Source organism: Bradyrhizobium sp. URHA0013 (genome assembly GCF_000518345.1).
Lineage (GTDB): Bacteria > Pseudomonadota > Alphaproteobacteria > Rhizobiales > Xanthobacteraceae > Bradyrhizobium.
In genome coordinates this window covers 63,390-79,693 of sequence record NZ_JADK01000015.1, presented here as the reverse complement: position 1 = coordinate 79,693, position 16,304 = coordinate 63,390, and the positions used below count along the sequence as shown (strand labels likewise).

15 protein-coding genes and 4 pseudogenes are annotated in these 16,304 nt (G+C 61.8%); 9 read left to right on the top strand and 10 right to left on the bottom strand.

Going from position 1 to position 16,304, the window contains the following annotated elements; all coding sequences use genetic code 11:
* Positions 1-231: pseudogene (locus tag N551_RS0119505) on the bottom strand (IS21 family transposase); the annotation flags it as partial.
* Between the two features lie 113 nt (positions 232-344).
* Between N551_RS0119505 and N551_RS0119500 the strand changes: the two are divergent.
* Positions 345-713, top strand: coding sequence for a hypothetical protein (locus N551_RS0119500; RefSeq protein ID WP_027568321.1), 369 nt, complete (start codon positions 345-347; stop codon positions 711-713).
* Positions 714-915: 202 nt separating this feature from the next.
* Here the strand turns inward: N551_RS0119500 and N551_RS0119495 are convergent, their stop codons facing one another.
* Positions 916-1,986, bottom strand: a complete 1,071-nt coding sequence (locus N551_RS0119495; protein ID WP_027568320.1) for a hypothetical protein — start codon at positions 1,984-1,986, stop codon at positions 916-918.
* Between the two features lie 236 nt (positions 1,987-2,222).
* Between N551_RS0119495 and N551_RS0119485 the strand changes: the two genes are divergently transcribed.
* Positions 2,223-2,573, top strand: a complete 351-nt coding sequence (locus tag N551_RS0119485) for a hypothetical protein (protein ID WP_027568319.1) — start codon at positions 2,223-2,225, stop codon at positions 2,571-2,573.
* Between the two features lie 347 nt (positions 2,574-2,920).
* On the opposite strand, the gene N551_RS35960 is transcribed toward N551_RS0119485, so the two are convergent.
* A complete protein-coding gene (locus tag N551_RS35960; RefSeq protein ID WP_035961611.1) occupies positions 2,921-3,337 on the bottom strand; it encodes a hypothetical protein in 417 nt (138 codons plus the stop codon).
* 337 nt (positions 3,338-3,674) lie between these two features.
* On the opposite strand from N551_RS35960, the gene N551_RS0119475 reads away from it, so the two are divergent.
* The 4 genes from N551_RS0119475 (at position 3,675) to N551_RS0119450 (ending at position 6,280) form a co-directional block, all read left to right on the top strand.
* Positions 3,675-3,884, top strand: coding sequence for a hypothetical protein (locus N551_RS0119475; protein ID WP_027568318.1), 210 nt, complete (start codon positions 3,675-3,677; stop codon positions 3,882-3,884).
* A gap of 131 nt (positions 3,885-4,015) precedes the next feature.
* Positions 4,016-5,056 carry a glycosyltransferase family 4 protein gene (locus N551_RS0119465; RefSeq protein WP_027568317.1) on the top strand — a complete coding sequence of 347 codons (1,041 nt, stop codon included), beginning with the start codon at positions 4,016-4,018 and terminating at the stop codon, positions 5,054-5,056.
* Between the two features lie 262 nt (positions 5,057-5,318).
* Positions 5,319-5,762, top strand: coding sequence for a low affinity iron permease family protein (locus N551_RS0119460; protein ID WP_035961610.1), 444 nt, complete (start codon positions 5,319-5,321; stop codon positions 5,760-5,762).
* 2 nt (positions 5,763-5,764) lie between these two features.
* The gene (locus N551_RS0119450; RefSeq protein WP_081747907.1) at positions 5,765-6,280 is read left to right on the top strand and encodes a DUF1003 domain-containing protein; all 516 of its coding nucleotides are present in this window, start codon (positions 5,765-5,767) and stop codon (positions 6,278-6,280) included.
* Between the two features lie 107 nt (positions 6,281-6,387).
* Here N551_RS0119450 and N551_RS35955 read toward each other — a convergent pair.
* Positions 6,388-7,793 (bottom strand): annotated as a pseudogene (locus N551_RS35955) (carbohydrate porin).
* 185 nt (positions 7,794-7,978) lie between these two features.
* On the opposite strand from N551_RS35955, the pseudogene N551_RS39380 reads away from it, so the two are divergent.
* A pseudogene (locus tag N551_RS39380) lies at positions 7,979-8,176 on the top strand (hypothetical protein).
* A gap of 15 nt (positions 8,177-8,191) precedes the next feature.
* Positions 8,192-8,614 carry a hypothetical protein gene (locus tag N551_RS38905; RefSeq protein ID WP_027568314.1) on the top strand — a complete coding sequence of 141 codons (423 nt, stop codon included), beginning with the start codon at positions 8,192-8,194 and terminating at the stop codon, positions 8,612-8,614.
* Positions 8,615-8,986: 372 nt separating this feature from the next.
* On the opposite strand, the gene N551_RS0119435 is transcribed toward N551_RS38905, so the two are convergent.
* Positions 8,987-10,090, bottom strand: coding sequence for a DNA topoisomerase IB (locus tag N551_RS0119435; RefSeq protein ID WP_027568313.1), 1,104 nt, complete (start codon positions 10,088-10,090; stop codon positions 8,987-8,989).
* 260 nt (positions 10,091-10,350) lie between these two features.
* On the opposite strand from N551_RS0119435, the gene N551_RS0119430 reads away from it, so the two are divergent.
* On the top strand, positions 10,351-11,175 hold the full coding sequence (locus N551_RS0119430) for a ribonuclease HII (RefSeq protein ID WP_027568312.1): 825 nt from the start codon (positions 10,351-10,353) through the stop codon (positions 11,173-11,175).
* Positions 11,176-11,206: 31 nt separating this feature from the next.
* Here N551_RS0119430 and ligD read toward each other — a convergent pair.
* From ligD to N551_RS0119400, 5 genes and pseudogenes are all read right to left on the bottom strand, one after another.
* A pseudogene (gene ligD / locus N551_RS35950) lies at positions 11,207-12,152 on the bottom strand (non-homologous end-joining DNA ligase).
* Between the two features lie 12 nt (positions 12,153-12,164).
* Complete coding sequence (locus N551_RS0119420; protein WP_027568311.1) at positions 12,165-12,728, bottom strand: MOSC domain-containing protein; 564 nt, start codon at positions 12,726-12,728, stop codon at positions 12,165-12,167.
* The gene (locus tag N551_RS0119415; protein WP_027568310.1) at positions 12,728-14,410 is read right to left on the bottom strand and encodes a DNA polymerase/3'-5' exonuclease PolX; all 1,683 of its coding nucleotides are present in this window, start codon (positions 14,408-14,410) and stop codon (positions 12,728-12,730) included. Before N551_RS0119415 ends, N551_RS0119420 begins: the two co-directional genes overlap by 1 nt.
* Before the next feature lie 1,205 nt (positions 14,411-15,615).
* Positions 15,616-15,954 (bottom strand): hypothetical protein, encoded by a 339-nt coding sequence (locus N551_RS0119405; RefSeq protein ID WP_027568308.1) that lies wholly within the window; start codon positions 15,952-15,954, stop codon positions 15,616-15,618.
* A 62-nt stretch (positions 15,955-16,016) separates the two neighbouring features.
* Positions 16,017-16,280 (bottom strand): GlsB/YeaQ/YmgE family stress response membrane protein, encoded by a 264-nt coding sequence (locus N551_RS0119400; protein WP_027568307.1) that lies wholly within the window; start codon positions 16,278-16,280, stop codon positions 16,017-16,019.
* Positions 16,281-16,304: the final 24 nt, after the last annotated feature.

The following is a 16,304-nucleotide window of genomic DNA, read 5'->3' as shown; positions in this document are numbered from 1 at the left end:
AGCGGACTTGCCCGCGTTCCCTGACAACAACCCGTCGAGTTCTGCTGCCCATCGTCCCAGCTTCGGCCGCGGCTGGACAACACGCTCGTACTCGAATGAGGTCTCTCCCGATCTCAGCACCTTCCGGACTGTGTTCCGCGACACCTTCAGGTCACGGGCGATCTCCTTGATCGTCTTGCCCTTGATGAAGTGCTCGCGCCGTATCCGGGCGATTGTCTCCACGATCAGCATCCCCGACCACCTGCTTCATGACGAAGCAGGCAGCGCAACAGACCAACCTGTAGGGGGTCAATTTTGGACGCCGATCCCCCGGCTTAGGGGGTCAATATTGCAGGCCGAATGACATGCTGGTCTACCCACAATGGCAGGCCGAGAAGGTCGATGAGAGCGACGGCGACTTCGGGCTTTGGTTCTATCACTCCTATGGCCGCGCCAACGAAGCTCGGCAACCGCTTCTGGAAATCTGGGTCAGTGATCGCGACTACAGCATCCGCGCGCCCATCGCGAGTGCTGACCAGGCTGCCGTCATCAGTGGGCACAAGCGCTCACTGGTCGGGTTCTGGAAGCGCAAAGGGACGGAATTTTCACGGCCGAGGAAGCCGCAGCTGGCGGATGGAATGGCGGACTGGTACGATCGTTTCAAGCGCTCGAGAGCCGCTGGATTCGCGTTCGAAAGTGCCTATCTTTCCCGGAATGCTGAAATCCTCCTGTAAGCCTTGTCTGCCGAGTCGTAGCACCAAAGTCCCCGACCGTCCCGACTGGATCCACGAGATCAAGCACGACGGCTATCGCCTGATCGTCCAGTGTGACGGCAACCGTGTCCGGCTGTTCACGCGCAACGGCCATGACTGGACGGCCCTCGAAGCACGAAGCCACAGCTCCGTCGGGAAATCAGTCTGCCAGCTACCCGCCCCATTACGGCGTCGGGGCGACCACATCCTTGGAGTCAGACAAAGCGCGAATGGCTGCCGTTCTGTTCAACACAAATCGCTTCACTTCCTCTTGCTCGCTCGAACTCAAATCCGTCCATTTATGTTTTTCAGTTGGGAAGCTGATCAGAAGGCCTTCGCTGCGGTGCTGTGCGACTTGGACAGGAATAACGTCATCAGGTGTGTCGACGAGATACTGGTCTGACGGATGATTTTCGGCTTTGAGTGTTCCGGATTGCACCTGATTGGATACCTCGGGAATACCCAACGAGAAGCCGAGCGCCTTCAGATCGAAGACCAATGAACCGGGATGAGTATCGACGCTGACGAACTGGAGAAAGCTGGTCTGCGACTTGGTCACGCCGGTTTTAAGATGACCGTGAACGACCCGCACGAGCTGGCCTTCCGATCCGTTGATCCAGTCTTCGAAGTCCATGAGCGGTGTCGTGAACACGACGGGCTTGCCCACTTGCGCATCCCGCAATTGTTTGGGATCGAACTTGTCGAAGCTGACGGGCGACACCTTGGGCACCTTCTTGAACATGCCGGGTCCGATGGTCAGATCACCGCCGATAATCGGCCCAAAAAGCGACAGTTCGCGCCCTGTACTCAAGTTCTTGATCTTCACGCGGAGCAAGCTCGATTTGACGCCGATACCCGAGGCGCCAAAGAGCGCTGCGATTTTCATCTCCCAGAAGGTGCTCGGCGCATAAACAAGCCGAGGCGGACGGTGCACCCTCTTGTAACCGCCCGTACCTGTCCAAACTAGGTCGACCATGAGGACGACACTGCGATCGATGGCGGCGTTATCTTCGCCGGCCGTCGGAAACGGTTCCGTGCTCCCGACTGCCTTTTGGCCAAGCGCGACGGGCAATCCCGGTAGCTGCATTTTGACGATGGGATCGACCTGGTCGAAGATCGTTTTCGCCCTGAATTCCGACAGGCGCTGATTCAGTGCGGACGCCGCCGCCTTCGTGCGGGCACCTCTCCAGCGTCGGCTGGCGTGACCAACGCATGTGATGCGGATCGAAACCGTCCCATCTTTGGGAATGCCCATGGAACTGCTCCTATATTGCAGGTCTCTTTTGGTCAGTTGAGCGTTTGGAACGGTTCAAATGCGCCGAAATGGATTTATCACGAGTGTGCTGTCAGGAGTTCACGCAGACCACAGCTTTGGACAGCGACGACAAGGTGTCGCCACGAACGCTGATGTGCGGATTGCGTTCGATGCCAAACAGCCAAGTCTCGCGGCCCAATGTGACCCTGCCACCGGGGACAACTGTGAGGTGGAGAATGTCTGGTTTGGGAACTGGGTTCGATCCCATCGGAATCGTGATCGATTGGTTGGACGCGTGTCGCGAGCGTCGTCTGGAGGATTTGCTGGCGCTCTATGCGGATCAGGCGACGCTTGATTGCTGCAGCGGGGAACGGTTCATCGAACGTTCCGGCTTGCTTCGCTATTGGCCAGGCAAGCTCCGCGGCGCAACAGAAGCGGCGTTCGAACTCGACGAAGTCCTTCCGGAGCAGGAGTGCGTTCGCCTCGACTACCGCGATTACGACGGCAGCACAGTAAGTACGAAATTCTGGTTCGATGCTCAAGGTGGCATCACCAGTACCTCTCGGGCGCAAGAGCGCCAGAGTTAAGGCGGCCTAGCCAAATCGGGTTACGCGTCAGCGATCCGATCCTCTGGTGTTGGCGAACGCGGACCCGACTACTGAAGCAGACGGACGACCTTCGAGCGACGTGCTTGCGGCGATGGCCGCCAGCCCCGGCGGCTTCCGCCGAAGAAGGACGCCCTGGGTTCGCAAGCACGCGGAGACTCATCCGCAAAGAAGGCGGCCAACCAAGCCGAGGACGGTGCCAGCCGACCAACGGTTGGCGTGGGACCCGCTTGACTTCTTTGCCGGCGGCTGGCGGTAAACGGAAGGAGTTTTGCTTCTGCAGACGGAGAGGCCGCGCCCGTCCGGAGCGCGGCCCGTTCGGCTCGTGTTCACCAGCGGTGATGGTGCCAGCGGTGCCCCGCGACCGGATATGTTCCGCGGTAATAGGCGTAAGCGGGCCGCACGGCTCGGCGGTACCGGTAGCCGTAGGACACGGGCGCCGTGTAGTAGGTCGTGGTCGCGTAACTACCACCCCAGCGATAGGGCTCGTCGTAGCCGTAGTCGTAGGCATAGGGGCCGCCGTAATAGCCTGCGCCGTAGTAACCTGAGCCACCGTAGTAGCCGTAGCCAGGTCCCCATCCAGAAGCCGACGAGGCAAGCCCGCCGACTACGGCGCCAGCCAGCAGACCGCCAGCGATGCCCGGTCCCCAGCCACCTCGCCAGTGCGCTTCGGCAGGAGAGATGGTGGCCACCGAGGACAGACCAAGAGCGCCGACCATCAGCGCCGACATCGCGATCTTCTTCATCGAGATTCCTTTCACATTGCTCGAGCCCTACCGATAACGGGAAAAAGCGGCAATGGTTGCAGCTGCCCGGGCGGCGCGGGCCATGGAATCCTCGCCGCCAGAGACGGCGCGCGAAGCTCCAGTGCGGAGCCGACCGCCGCAACCCCGACGACTACCACCTTGCATCCAGAAGGTCCGGCCGAAGCCAACGCCTGCAGCGCCGGCGTGCGGCACGTACGCGGGCGCATGTCAGAGCATCCTGAGCTTCCTCCCTTCGTCTATTGTCGGGAAAATCCGGAAACTTTCCGGAGCGCCTTGAGTTGGCAGCGACTGGGTTCGGTCTCTGGAGAGAGTGAGTATGGTCGACGAAGTCGTCTTGAAGAGCGCCGCGGAGACCGCCTGGACGGTGTACCGGGCGCGGCACCCCGAGGTCGATGCGCACGACAGCCGGCGCTGCCTGCTGGAGCGTCACCTCCACAGCAGGTCGGAAGCGCGCGCAAGCGATAGCGAAGAGCTCGCAGGCTTCGGAATAGCCTACCTGCAGCGGCTTTCTCGAGACGGATGTTGACGGCCGTGAAGGCGCTCGCAGCGCGCGTGGCAGGGGGAAGCACGCGGCCCAATTGGACGCTGCTTGCGATTTCGTCGCTCATTTCCGCGACGATCGTGACGGTCCTGCGGTTCGTGTTGGGGGCCTAGCCGATGCGGATTGCCCAGCTTGCTCCGTTGGCCGAGAGCGTACCTCCAAAGCTCTACGGCGGCACCGAGCGTGTGATCGCCTGGCTGGTCGACGAACTGGTCGAACTCGGACACGAGGTCACCTTGTTCGCAAGCGGGGACTCGAAGACGAAGGGAAAGCTCCACGCGGTGTGGCCGCGCGCACTGCGCCTGGGGCGGAAGGGTGCGGATCCGAACGCCGCCTGCGCGCTTCTGATCGAGGCCATCGCCGAGCGCGCGCGCGACTTCGACGTGATCCACTCCCACGTCGACTGGTTGCCTCTTCCGGTGCTGAGCCGGACCGGCGTGCCTTTCCTGACGACGATGCACGGTCGGCTCGATCTGCCCGGCCTGCCCCAGGTAATCGGTGCCTTTGCGGACGCTCCATTCGTCTCGATTTCCGCCGACCAGCGTCGGCCGCTTCCGGACGCGAACTGGATCGCGACGATCCAGCACGGACTGCCCAAGGATATGTTTAGGCCCTCCTACGAACCAGGTTCGTACTTGGCCTTTCTGGGGCGGCTGACGGCGGACAAGGGTCCGGAGGACGCCATACGCATCGCGCGCGCGGCCCGGATGCCGCTGCGCATAGCCGCCAAGATCCCTCGGGCGGAGACGGCCTACTTCAAGAACAAGCTCGAGCCGATCATCGATGGCCAGACGGTTCAGCTCGTCGGCGAGGTCGACGACGCGAAGAAGCAGCCGTTTCTCGCCAACGCAGCGGGCCTGCTGTTTCCGATCGGTTGGCCCGAACCGTTCGGTGTTGTCATGATCGAGGCGATGGCGTGCGGGACGCCCGTAATCGCCTATCGATCAGGCTCGGTGCCGGAGGTGGTTGAGGACGGAGTGACCGGCTTCATCGTCGATGGTGAGGAACAGGCGATCAGGGCAGTGAAAGAACTGGGCCGGCTGGACAGACGAGTGGTCCGCGCGCGGTTCGAGGAGTGCTTCGCCGCAAGCCGGATGGCGAAGGAGTACGAGGCCCGATATCGCAACCTGATCGCTCGTGGAGGACCCTCCGCGTGAGAGATTTTTCCGCGGCTGACTTATGAGCCGGCAGGAATCGAATCCTTGGCCATCCGTTCCGAGTCAGGGGCAAAGTGGAATTCTATGGTTGAGGTCGGCTCCAAACGGGCGCGGCTTGGGACGTACTCCGCGATCGCTCGTAATACGTTCTCTCGGGAGCGCCCGCGAAAAGCATTTCACAGAGTATGCCGGAGACCACGGTTCCTAACCCGGAACTTTTTGCCCCAACACAACATTGTGGTCGGTGGTAGAGGCTAAAATCATGAGACACGAACCATCGCCGATTTCAAAATTCTTCGGTGACTTGGCGAACAAGACTTCGCTTGCGGCGGGGCGCGCCTCGACCTTCCTGTTAGCCGCGGGTGTGGTGGTCGTATGGGGCATCAGCGGCCCGCTCTTCCAGTTCTCGGACACTTGGCAGTTGGTCATTAATACTGGGACCACAATCGTAACTTTCCTTATGGTATTTCTGATTCAGAATTCGCAAAACCGGGACAGCGCCGCCATTCAGGTAAAGCTTGACGAACTCATTCGCGTGAGCGCAGCGCGCAATAGTCTCGTGGGAATCGAGCACCTCACAGACGATGAGATTGAGGAGCTTCGCTCGAAATGTGAAGCGCGTGCCAAGGCCGAAAAAGCCGGAGATGAGACACTCGACCGGACCCGACAGTCAGCGCGGCGAGCCGCCGAGCAGATCGCCACCTGACCATGTCAGCGTCGGCATCATCGAAAAGACCGGTAGAAAATATCGACGCCATCCTGCGCCTTGAAAAGCAGGATGAGGAAAAGATCGCTCTTCATCATCGTGTTTTTCATGCAATCGGATCGTTTGCGGGAACTCCGCAGTTCGTTGTGCTGCAGTGCGGGGCGGTGGTGTGTTGGATGGCGTTCGGCGGGGTATTCCCCGATCGCGCGCTTGATCCATTCCCGTTCCCGCTGCTCGGGACATTCCTCGCGCTGGAGGCGGTACTTCTCACCTCCTGTGTCCTCATTCGCCAAAATGCAACCGACCGCATCTTGGAGAAGCGGGATCGTCTAGAACTTCAGATTAATCTGCTCTCTGAATGGGAGGCGACGCGATCTTTGAGAATATTGCAGAAGCTTGCCAGGCGGCTGAATGTCGATGACGAGGATTGCCAACAAGACGAATTGGCGCAGGAGACGTCTGTTGATCAACTTGCTCGAGGCTTGCGCGAGCGCGAGCAGGCTGAAAAGGCTCAATGAGATGTCCGCCCGGAAGACGACATGGGGGTCGCTCTGATGCCATCTGCGCCATCGTGTTCATCTGCACGAGCTCTTCCTGGAGCAGAGTCCGTGCGATGCGCACGGTGCTAGAATTTTAACGTCGTCCTAAGACCGAACACCGACGCGTTTTTGAGGACCTTTCCGGCGAATGGCGTCGCCGGCCCCGTAGCGCCGCCGCCGGGATGGATGATGTATTGGAAGTTCGGCTGCAACGACCAGCCGTCCTTTATCTGGTATTGGTAGACCGTCGTCAGCAATCCCTCAAAGTTTCGCGAGGGCCAGTTGGGATTCACCAGCGTGCGGTAGTCGGCGTCGAGCGCCTGCGCCCGCTTGGACACATGGGCATAGCCCGCGGCGATCCCGAACTTGTCATCTGGCCGGTCATCACGAAGCCCGATGAACTCGACGCCGGCATCAGCGTAGAGATCAATCAGGTTGCGATCAGCGGGCGCGCCGGCGGTCCTTGCGAACACACCGATCCCGCGATCGTCGGTGTGAGGCACGCGGTAAATCTGTTGCTCGAAGACCGCCCAAGCACCGATGTCTCCTGCCAGCAACAAGGGCTGGCCGGTGCTACCGGAAGCGGCGAGCGAGCTGCCGTTCGACGCGAACTGTTGATCCGCGAAAGGGCCAAAGTGCCGCCAGCCGCCGAACTTGATCTGGCCGGTCAGGTTGGGATCGCCCTTCTTGTTGTTCCAGGCGTACTGGATCTGACCCAGTAACAACGGCGGATCGTTGACGCGGAAATTGACGCCGTAGCGGTTGCGCTCCTGCGGATCGCCCGGTCCGGGCCCCGCTTGGTCGCCGTCGAAGATCCCACCCAGAAGGAAAGCTGGTCGGTCACGTTGACCAGTAGCCTTGCGCCCATGGCCGCCAAAGGTGGCGAAGGTCCCCCGCTGGGCAGATTGAGCGACGTGATCGCGGGCCAACCCATTGAGGCGTTGGTGAACACGTCTGTATATTTGGTGTTGAAGAATTCGCTGTCGGCGGCGAGCTGACCCACTTTCAGCGAGATCCTCTTTGCGCCCCACCGCTTCTCGAAATACGCTTCGTAAAGACGCGTTGAGGGTAGAGCCTCGATTCCGCTGACGACAAAGAAGTTCTGAAGATTGCTCCGGGACAGGCCATCGCCATGGATCTGGAACATGTTGGCGTGAAAAGTGAGCTTGTCGATGCCGACGAGCTTCTGCAGATCGACATCCACCGCGAGGTTGAGACGGCCTTCGTAGATAGCGCCCTGTTTCAGGCCGCCGGAAGCGTTACCAAACGCCTCGCCGATGTAAGTGGCCGCGAACTTCACGCCGTACTTCTGCAGCGGGTTGGGAAGAAGGCCGAGCGTCTTTTCCTCTACGGTGCTCTCACCCGTATCCGGATCGGCCGGCTTGTCGTCGTCGGTCTTCTTATCCTCCTGGGCGGCGGCGCCGGCTGCCAGAACTAAGACAACCGATGTCGAAAGAACGACCTGCCTATAAAATCGCTGAGGTCTCCACATGCGAGTTCCTGATCTCGAAGATAGCCTTACGAATTGCCCGATCTTGCAAGGCAAGTCTACCGTGCAAGCATCTTCCAAAGCTACGGTCAGACCAGCTGGCTTGGCCTATCGCGATCGAAACTTTGTTGAGTCGCGCCGTGCGAAATGTTGGCTATAGTGGGACTTTCGCTTTCTGGGGAGCATTGATGTTCGATGCGGCAACCACTGCGCTATTGCACGCGGTCTTGGACGAGGTCTGCGAGCGTTTCGCAGCGCGAGATCGGACCGCGTAGCCATGTCGCCTCAAAGATACTGGAGGCGGCGACCAGAGGCGAGGTATCGCAGGACGAACTCACGCAGCCGGCCGTGACGCCCTTTGGCGGGCGCCCACGATCTGGCGCTGATCGGTCGAGGCGGGCGTGAATTTCCAGGTCACGGTGCTGAAGATCCTGGTGAGCTATCCGGACGGCTTCGCCGTCATGGATGACCTCAAGCGCGATATGGCCATTCTGGCGACCAGCGGCCGCGATTGGGCGGACCGGACCAAGCGCCTCGCCGCACGGGCGCCCGATCTCGACATCTTTTCTCAAAGCTTAGTCGAGCGCATCAGCGGCGGCTGGAAGATCACGGCAAAGGGTCGGGCAGTGCTTGAATTCATGGAAGCCCGCCCGGAGGCATCCGAGCCGGCCCAACAGGCCGCAGCCGATGAGGCTCCCAAATCGGTATCCGAGACAGCGCCGGTTCCTCCGCTGCGGCAACCTGCCGACCGTGCCAAGCGGCGGCGCGAACGCCGCCAACGTCGTCGTGAGGCGCGCGAACGCGCGAGAGCGAACGCCTCTTGAGGTGGATCGAAGCCAAAGAAGAAGCCGCCGGGTGGGCGCTGCGGTTGAATAGTCCCAGACTGTCGATTACCTCCTAGCCCCAAGCGGACCGCCGTTACGTTGTTTGCGACCAGGCTAGTCCGACCTAAGAACGATGTTGCTTCGGGTATCGGGACGGCGAGTTGTGCACGGGTCCTTCTACCGAGCCGGCAGGCGCGAATGGCGAGGACGGAAGCCGAACCCGCGCGGTAAGCGACCGCCCGCCGGCCCGCACCAGGCCCAGCAGCCCAACTTTGAATGGAAGGGCCCTTTTGCCGACGAGAGCACCAGCCGAGGCGTGCCTGGAGGCGTCGAGAAGGACGCAGGCGTCCCCGCAGACCGGGTACGCGAGGCCTAGGCGGGCGCCTTCAGAGAATCGACACGCTTGCGGAGAAATGCCAGCACCATGATCTCGTCGGAAGTGAGCTTGGCGTACTGGCGCTTGAACTTCTGCGCGATCTTGGCCTCAATCATCTTCACGAGGTCACCTGACATGTAGGCGTTCAGGACTTCCGGGTGCACGTAGCACTTGCGGCAGATGGCCGGTGTGTTGCCGAGCTGCTTCGAGACGCTTTCGATCGCGGCGACGACGTTGCCCTTCGCCTCGGCCTGGCTGTCGTACTTCTTGAATTCGGCAAGCGCCAACGCCGCCAGGACGGTTCCCGCCCAAGTCCGAAAGTCCTTGGCGCTGAAGTCCTCGCCCGTGATGTCCTTGATGTAGGCGTTGACGTCGCCGGAATCGACGGTGCGGGGCTGTCCGTCCTCGTCCAGGTACTTGAAGAGCTCATGTCCCGGGATCTCCGCGCAGCGCTTCACGATCGCGGCTATCCGCTTGTCCTCGACGCGAAGCTTCCACTGTTTGCCCGACTTGCCCGTGAAGTCGAACCGAAGGACGCCGCCCCCGACCTCGACGTGCTTGCGGCGCATGGTGGTGAGCCCGTAGGACTTGTTTTTCTCGGCATATTCGGCATTGCCCACGCGGATCAATGTCTTCTCCAGAAGACTAACGATCGTGGCCAGCACCTTCTCGCGCGGCAGTCCGTCCCGCTTCATGTCGGCGGCGACCCGTTCCCGCAGCGCCGGCAGCGCGGCAGCGAACAGGATGATATGCTCATACTTGTTCTGGTCTCGGAGCTCGCGCCATTTCGGATGGTAGCGATACTGCTTGCGACCCCGCGCATCGAGCCCGGTTGCCTGGATGTGCCCGTTCGAGGACGGGCAGATCCACACGGACTCGTAGGCCGGCGGGATGCCGATGGATTTGATGCGTCGGATCACGGCGGCATCGGTGATGCGCTTGCCGTCCTTGTCGTAGTAGCTGAAACTGGTTCCAGTTCGCTTGCGTGTGTACCCCGGCGCGGAGTCGCTGACGTACCGGAGGCCTTCTTCCGCGATGGTGGCCGCGACCTCGGTGGTGCGGTCCAAAACCTCTTCTTCGTTGCTGGCTTGTCGGAGCATGGGCCGGCCCCCTAGGAAGCACCCGGGGATCGAGGCTCCACTCTTTCTCAAGGGATGAAGACACCGGTTGGTTCCGCTTTGAGGTCGGACGCGAGGTCTGGATCAGCGGCCCTCCAGAATAGCGGGACCTCAGATGGCGAGCCGGTCCGGTTCCTTTCGACAAGGCGCTGCGCAGTCGATGACGGCATGGTCTAGCTTCAGACAAACGCCACAAATTTCACCGACACGCTCCCCAATAATCAGTCTTCACGAAGGCCGCTATGTCCCAGTATTCACTCGACGTATTGCGTCGGCGCTATGTCGTCGAGAAAAGACCGCTCGAGGCCGACGTCGAGCAGATCTTGCGGGCCGACGCCCGCGCGGGAGCCCGTGCCATCCTGGCCTCAATCGATAAACGGCGCTTCGAAAACAGGTCCGAGGGGCAGCGCCTGCGAAAGATGCTTCGCTTCGAGAGCTCTCTCTGGGAAAGCGGCCATCATGCCGTGGCAGGCGTGGACGAGGCGGGAATGAGCCCTCTCGCCGGGCCAGTCTCCGCTGGCGCCGTGATCCTGAAGCCCGGCACACGGATAATCGGAATCGACGACTCGAAAAAACTCGACGCCGCGGCTCGCGAAGAACTCGCGAAGGAGATCAAGGAAAAGGCAGAGAGTTGGTCCGTAGCATTCGTCGAGGTCGAGGAGATTGACGCAATCAACATCTATTGGGCAGGCATCCAGGCGATGCAGCGGGCGGTCCGGGGGCTAGGGTTGACGCCGGAGCACTTGCTGATCGATGCGAAGCGGTTGAAGGAAATCGACATCCCTCAGCAGCCCATCATAAAAGGCGATGCCAAGTCCGCCAGCATTGCGGCCGCCTCCATCCTCGCGAAAGTCGAGCGCGACACCGTCATGCGGACGCTCGACGAGCGTCACCCCGGCTACGGATTCGCAGATCATAAGGGCTACCCGGTGCCGGCTCATTATGAGGCGCTCGCCAGGCTTGGTGCATGCGCAGCTCACCGGAGATCGTTCGGACCTGTACGTAAGGCGCTCGGGCTGCCGCCCCTGCCGCCGTGGCCTTCGGCGTCCGAGCGCGCCGCCAGCTGAACTCCAGGTCGAACGCTTCGTCTCGGTGGCACTATGTTCGCGACCACTTCGTTTCGCGAACGACGTCCTTGGCGTTTTTGTCGGACCGCAGGCCGAGATAGACCGGCTGGCGCAGTTCGCCCTTGCTGGTCCACTCCGCGAACTTCACTTCCGCGACCAACGAAGGACGCACCCAGGTCGTGACCTGCTCATCCTTCACCTTGGCAGGGAACGGCGACTTGGTTGTCTTGAGCCTCACGAGCTTGCCGTGAAGCTCTTCAAGAACGATGGCTAAAGCCGGTGCCGACGTGGCCGATGTACCGCCAACCTTCGTCTTCTCGCAGTGCCAGCACGAGGGCGCCGAAGAAGGGCCGGGTTCGCCTCGGCGCCGTAAAGCCGGCGATCACGACCTCCTGCCGCTGCGCGGTCTTCACTTTCAGCCAGTCGGCGGTCCGGCGTCCGGACGCGTACGGGCTGTCGGCACGCTTGGCCATGATGCCTTCGAGATGTCTCAGCTCGGCTTCTGCGAAGAACTTTGTGCCGCTGCCTTTGCGGTGGTTGCTGAACGCGATCAGCTTGTGGCGCGGCAGGATGGCCTTGAGCCGCCTCTTGCGCTCGAGGAGCGGTAGCGCGCGTAGGTCCTCGCCGGCTGCGAACATGAGGTCGAACGCGCAGTACAAAAGCTTGGCCTCGTGACGCAGGGCGTTTTGAAGCAACTGGAAATGGGATACGCCGTCCTTCCCGATCGCAACGAGCTCGCCATCGATCACGGCGTCCGCCTTCACGCATTCAAGTGCGTCCGCGACCTCCACGTAGGAGTGGCTGATGATCTTCCCGTTACGGCTGTAGAGCGCGCCCCGACCACGCCGGATTTCCGCGACCATGCGGAAACCATCGAATTTGTCCTCGAAGACCCAATCGGGATCGTCGAACGGCGCATCCGTCAACGTGGCCAGCATGGGCTGCAGGCGATATGGCAGGGTCGATTTGCGAGCCATGGTTGGGACTTTCTACACGGCCGGCAGAGGCCGAAACGAGGAGGACGGAAGGCGAGCCCGCGCGGTATCACCAGCCGCGACCATCCCGCCTGCCCGTACCACGCCCAAGACCCCGGATTTGAACGGAGGGCCCGTTTCCGCCGACGAGAGCACCTGTTGCTTAAGGCCGGGGTGGAAGCGGTCGATCAGAACGCAAGGCGTCCGGAGGCCGGTCAGCTCCACGATCGCCGTTGGTCCAAGCTCGATGAGCGTCCGGAGAGGCATCCGCTCAAGGTCCAGACCGGCAGTGGTGATATTCTCGCCCAGGTCCCCCGCTGCGACCTGGAAGCCGGCATCCGAAAGGGATGCAAAGAGCTCGGCCGGGATGAGGTGCACCTGCCGGAGATTGGGTAGGCGCGGCTGCCGGCGGGCGAGATACCGGTGCTTCACGAACGCGCCGGCGTGGGCGTCGCCTTCGACGCCATGGCCTTCCACCAGCATGATCCAGTCCTGCGGCGGTTTGCTGAAGTGGTGACCGCGATCGGCGGCAACTGCGACCACGGTGCCCTCCAGCGAGAAGCCGTGCCCTTGCTGCATCAGGCCGCCCGGGCGAACGAGCGCCGCTTCTGGCGGAGGTAGCGCGTGATCTCCGGAAGAGCCATCGCGTTCAGGACCCGGTCGGCGGGGACACCGCCCTTGCGCGCCATCTGGACGCCCCAGTGCATGTGGTCGAGCTCGGGGATCGAGTGCGCGTCCGGATTGATGCTCAGCATGCAGCCGAACTCCAGCGCCGCCTGGTGCCAGCGCCAATCCAGGTCGAGGCGCCATGGATGGGCGTTGATCTCGACGACGACGTCGTGCCTCGCGCAAGCGCGCAGCACCTTTTCGACGTCGATTTCGTAGCCTGGCCGCCGCTGCAGCTGGCGCCCGGTCATGTGGCCGATGATGGTGGTGTGAGGATCCGCGATGGCCCGCAGCAGCCGCTGCGTCTGCGCTTTGCGTTCGAGTTTGAAGCGGCCATGGATGCTCGCGACCACGAAATCGAAGCGCTCCAGCACGTCGTCGTCATAGTCGAGCGAGCCGTCGGCCAGAATGTCGGACTCGATGCCTTTGAGAATCCGGAAATCCTTGCCGAAGCGCTTGTTCAGGCGGTCGGCTTCCCGGTGCTGCTGCGCGATCTCCTCGACCGAGAGCCCGCCCGCGTAGTGCGCGGACTTGGAGTGGTCGGCGACGCCGAAATATTCAAAACCGCGCTGGCGCGTGGCCTTGGCCATCGTCTCCAGGGCCTCGGTGCCGTCGGAGGCATCGGTGTGGCAGTGAAGGATTCCGCGCAAGTCCTTGTCGGTGACGAGCTTCGGCAGCTTGCCCGTCTGAGCCAGTTCGACCTCTCCGCGCCCCTCCCGCAGTTCAGGATCGATGAACGGCAGGTCGAGGGCGCGATAGATCTGGGCCTCGTCGCCGGCGATCAGGGTGCGATCCTTGTGCAACCCGTCGCTCTCCAGCCGCATTCCTTTCTCCGCGGCCAAAGCCTGGAGCCTCTTGATGTGAGCGGCTGAGCCGGTGCCGAAAAGAAGGGCGGCGCCGAAGTGGTTGCGGTCGGACAAGCGGATTTGCAGTCCGTCCGCAGCCGAAGCATTCGCCGCCTTCTCGATCTTGGCAGCCTCCGCGACGATCGTGAGGTCGCCGACGAGTTCGCAGCCGCGGCGGAAGTCGCCTGCGATCGTCACCCGCTTGAGCTCCGGCCGGGCCTTGCGAAGCGAATCCTTGGCGTGCGAGAGCAGGGCGGCCGCACGGTGCAGATGGAAGCGACCTTCTCCGCTTTTGGCGATGGCCAGGTTCTGCAGAATCTTGGTCTGCAGCGCGGCGCCGAGATCTTTGGCCTTCTTGATACGGTCGTTTTTGGCGGCGGCCTCCAACTCGGCGAGCGAGGTGATGCCGAGATCCTTGTAGAGCCGCAGCACCTTCTCGGGGCGGAGGCCGGGAACGGCGAGCATCTCGAGCACGCCCTCGGGTATCTCCTTCCGGAGCTTTTCAAGGGTCGGATGAGAGCCCGTCTTGTGAAGCTTGACGATAATGTCGGCGATCGCCTCGCCGACGCCGGGGATTTCCTTGAGCCGGTCTTCAGCGATCAGCACATGCAGAGGGACGGCAAGGGCTGCCAGGCTGTCGGCGGCCCGGGAATAGGCTTTTGCCCGGTAGGGGTTGCCGCCGCGCAAGGCGGTGCGCTGCGCGTATTCCCGCAGCAGGCTTGATACACCACGGGTGTCGAGGGAAGGCACTCAACAAGCCTCCCGTCCCGCGTCCTGCGACCTCGGCGGACTAAAGCGAGTCCCAGCGCCCGAGCCTCCGCCAGGCGGACGGTCGAGAGACCTCTCCAGCCTCTGGGCTGCCCGGAAGTCTTCACGGCGCTGCGTATTCGGGCCGTAAGCGGCCTCTTTCTTGAGGAGATTATAGATCCGCCCGGCCAGCAGCTGCAGATGCTTCATCCTGCCGTCCGGCATGGATCGGGCCTTGCACAGAGCGCGGACAGCGTAAGCCCGGAAGTAGTCGAAAGCGTCTGACATAATGTCGATAACGCTCGGTCTCCCCTATCGTTCGGTTGCTGGCCTGGCCCTGCTGGAAGGGCGCCCCAAAGCGTCGGCTCGACCCAACGCCTAGGAACGAAACGCAGCAGCGTGGCTTCTTCGCTAAAGGAGTCGCGCAATGAAACGCTTTGGCATTGCAGTTGTCTTAGCTATCGTCATCCCTTGCGCAGCATTTGCGCAAGGTGGGGGTGGAGGCGGCGGTGGAGGCGGCGGCGGTAGTGCCGGCGGATCTGCCGGTGGAAGCGCTGGCGGCGCGTCGTCGTCTGCAGGTGCAGGGGGTTCGACTGCAGCATCTCCGTCCGCTACAGGAGGCGCAGGCCCCGCGAGCTCGGGCGGGACGGCAAGCCCGTCGGCTACCCCGAATGCAAATACCAATCCAACCACCGGCACCACCAATGCGATAACCGGTATCGCCAATGGTACTCCTACTCCTCAATCAGGGCTCAATCAGGGAGCGGTTAATGGAAACAGCACGAATGCCGCAAGCCCCGGCACCAATGCTGCCGGAACCGCAGCTTCATCCGGAACGCCTGCTGCCAATACCCAAGGGGCCGCCGCGGGCGGCATCGGTCGGCCGACGACCACTGATCAACACGATAGTGACGCCCAGATCGATCAGGAGAACAGCAAAGTCGACCAGACCGTGAAAAAGATATGCAAAAATTGCTAAAGTTTCGACGACAGAGGTGATGGGCCACAGAAGCTTCGGCGTCAGGCGCGGCAAAGCGAGGAGGCCCCAGGCCTGTTCGGGTGCATTAAGGGGTCTCAAAAGGGTCAGCTTCCCTCCACTCGCGCGCTCGCACACTAAGCCGGAGCTCAGCCTACCGTCTGCGGTGAAAAGCGATTCGCAAGCAGCAGCAACATTGGTTCGCGACCGCCCGGCTCCGAACGATCAGACCTCACGTTTTCGGACTTGGCTGCGGCGTAGGTGCGGCTTGAGGAGTTTGAGGAGGTGTTGGATCGCTCTGCTGCCGAGGCGCCGCGGGGTCGCCGCCCGCATGAGGAACGCACGTACCGATATTGCTGAGCAGGCGTTTGGCCTGGAGGTCGCGCACCTTTGAGTATTCGCGTCTTCGCTCGATATTGGCCGCGGCCCATCGGTCCCAGACCTCGAAGGCGTCGGTGTAGTGTTTCCGCATCTGCTCCTCGGCGGCAAGGCAATCGGCGAATTTGTCGAACACCAGGTCGGTGTTGACCGGTGTCATGCCTCCTACCAGGACAACGAGCATCCATTTCATCTTGCCGATCACCTTTCACACCGGGCATTCACCGCTAACGCAAAGAATTCCGTTCACGGTGGTTAGATGGCCCGGCGGCTGCGACCGGCCACAAAAGCGTAGACGAGAAGCACGATGATGGCGCCTACGACCGCCCCCACTAGTCCTGCGCCTTCTCCGGGCCGATACCAGCCGAGAGCCTGACCAAGATAGGTCGCAACGAACGCGCCTACTATTCCCAGGATCGTGGTCAGGATGAAACCCGAGGGCTCGTTGTCGCCAGGCATGATGAACTTCGCGATGACGCCTGCGATGAAACCGATGATGATCGTCCAGATGATGCTCATATCTTTTCTCGAGTCTTGAGGAGT

Excerpts from the sequence above, each read along its gene's own strand:
- N551_RS0119500 (WP_027568321.1), top strand. The coding sequence starts at position 345 with ATGCTGGTCTACCCACAATGGCAGGCCGAGAAGGTCGATGAGAGCGAC.
- N551_RS0119495 (WP_027568320.1), bottom strand. The coding sequence starts at position 1,986 with ATGGGCATTCCCAAAGATGGGACGGTTTCGATCCGCATCACATGCGTT.
- N551_RS0119485 (WP_027568319.1), top strand. The coding sequence starts at position 2,223 with ATGTCTGGTTTGGGAACTGGGTTCGATCCCATCGGAATCGTGATCGAT.
- N551_RS35960 (WP_035961611.1), bottom strand. The coding sequence starts at position 3,337 with ATGAAGAAGATCGCGATGTCGGCGCTGATGGTCGGCGCTCTTGGTCTG.
- N551_RS0119475 (WP_027568318.1), top strand. The coding sequence starts at position 3,675 with ATGGTCGACGAAGTCGTCTTGAAGAGCGCCGCGGAGACCGCCTGGACG.
- N551_RS0119465 (WP_027568317.1), top strand. The coding sequence starts at position 4,016 with ATGCGGATTGCCCAGCTTGCTCCGTTGGCCGAGAGCGTACCTCCAAAG.
- N551_RS0119460 (WP_035961610.1), top strand. The coding sequence starts at position 5,319 with ATGAGACACGAACCATCGCCGATTTCAAAATTCTTCGGTGACTTGGCG.
- N551_RS0119450 (WP_081747907.1), top strand. The coding sequence starts at position 5,765 with ATGTCAGCGTCGGCATCATCGAAAAGACCGGTAGAAAATATCGACGCC.
- N551_RS0119435 (WP_027568313.1), bottom strand. The coding sequence starts at position 10,090 with ATGCTCCGACAAGCCAGCAACGAAGAAGAGGTTTTGGACCGCACCACC.
- N551_RS0119430 (WP_027568312.1), top strand. The coding sequence starts at position 10,351 with ATGTCCCAGTATTCACTCGACGTATTGCGTCGGCGCTATGTCGTCGAG.
- N551_RS0119420 (WP_027568311.1), bottom strand. The coding sequence starts at position 12,728 with ATGCAGCAAGGGCACGGCTTCTCGCTGGAGGGCACCGTGGTCGCAGTT.
- N551_RS0119405 (WP_027568308.1), bottom strand. The coding sequence starts at position 15,954 with ATGAAATGGATGCTCGTTGTCCTGGTAGGAGGCATGACACCGGTCAAC.
- N551_RS0119400 (WP_027568307.1), bottom strand. The coding sequence starts at position 16,280 with ATGAGCATCATCTGGACGATCATCATCGGTTTCATCGCAGGCGTCATC.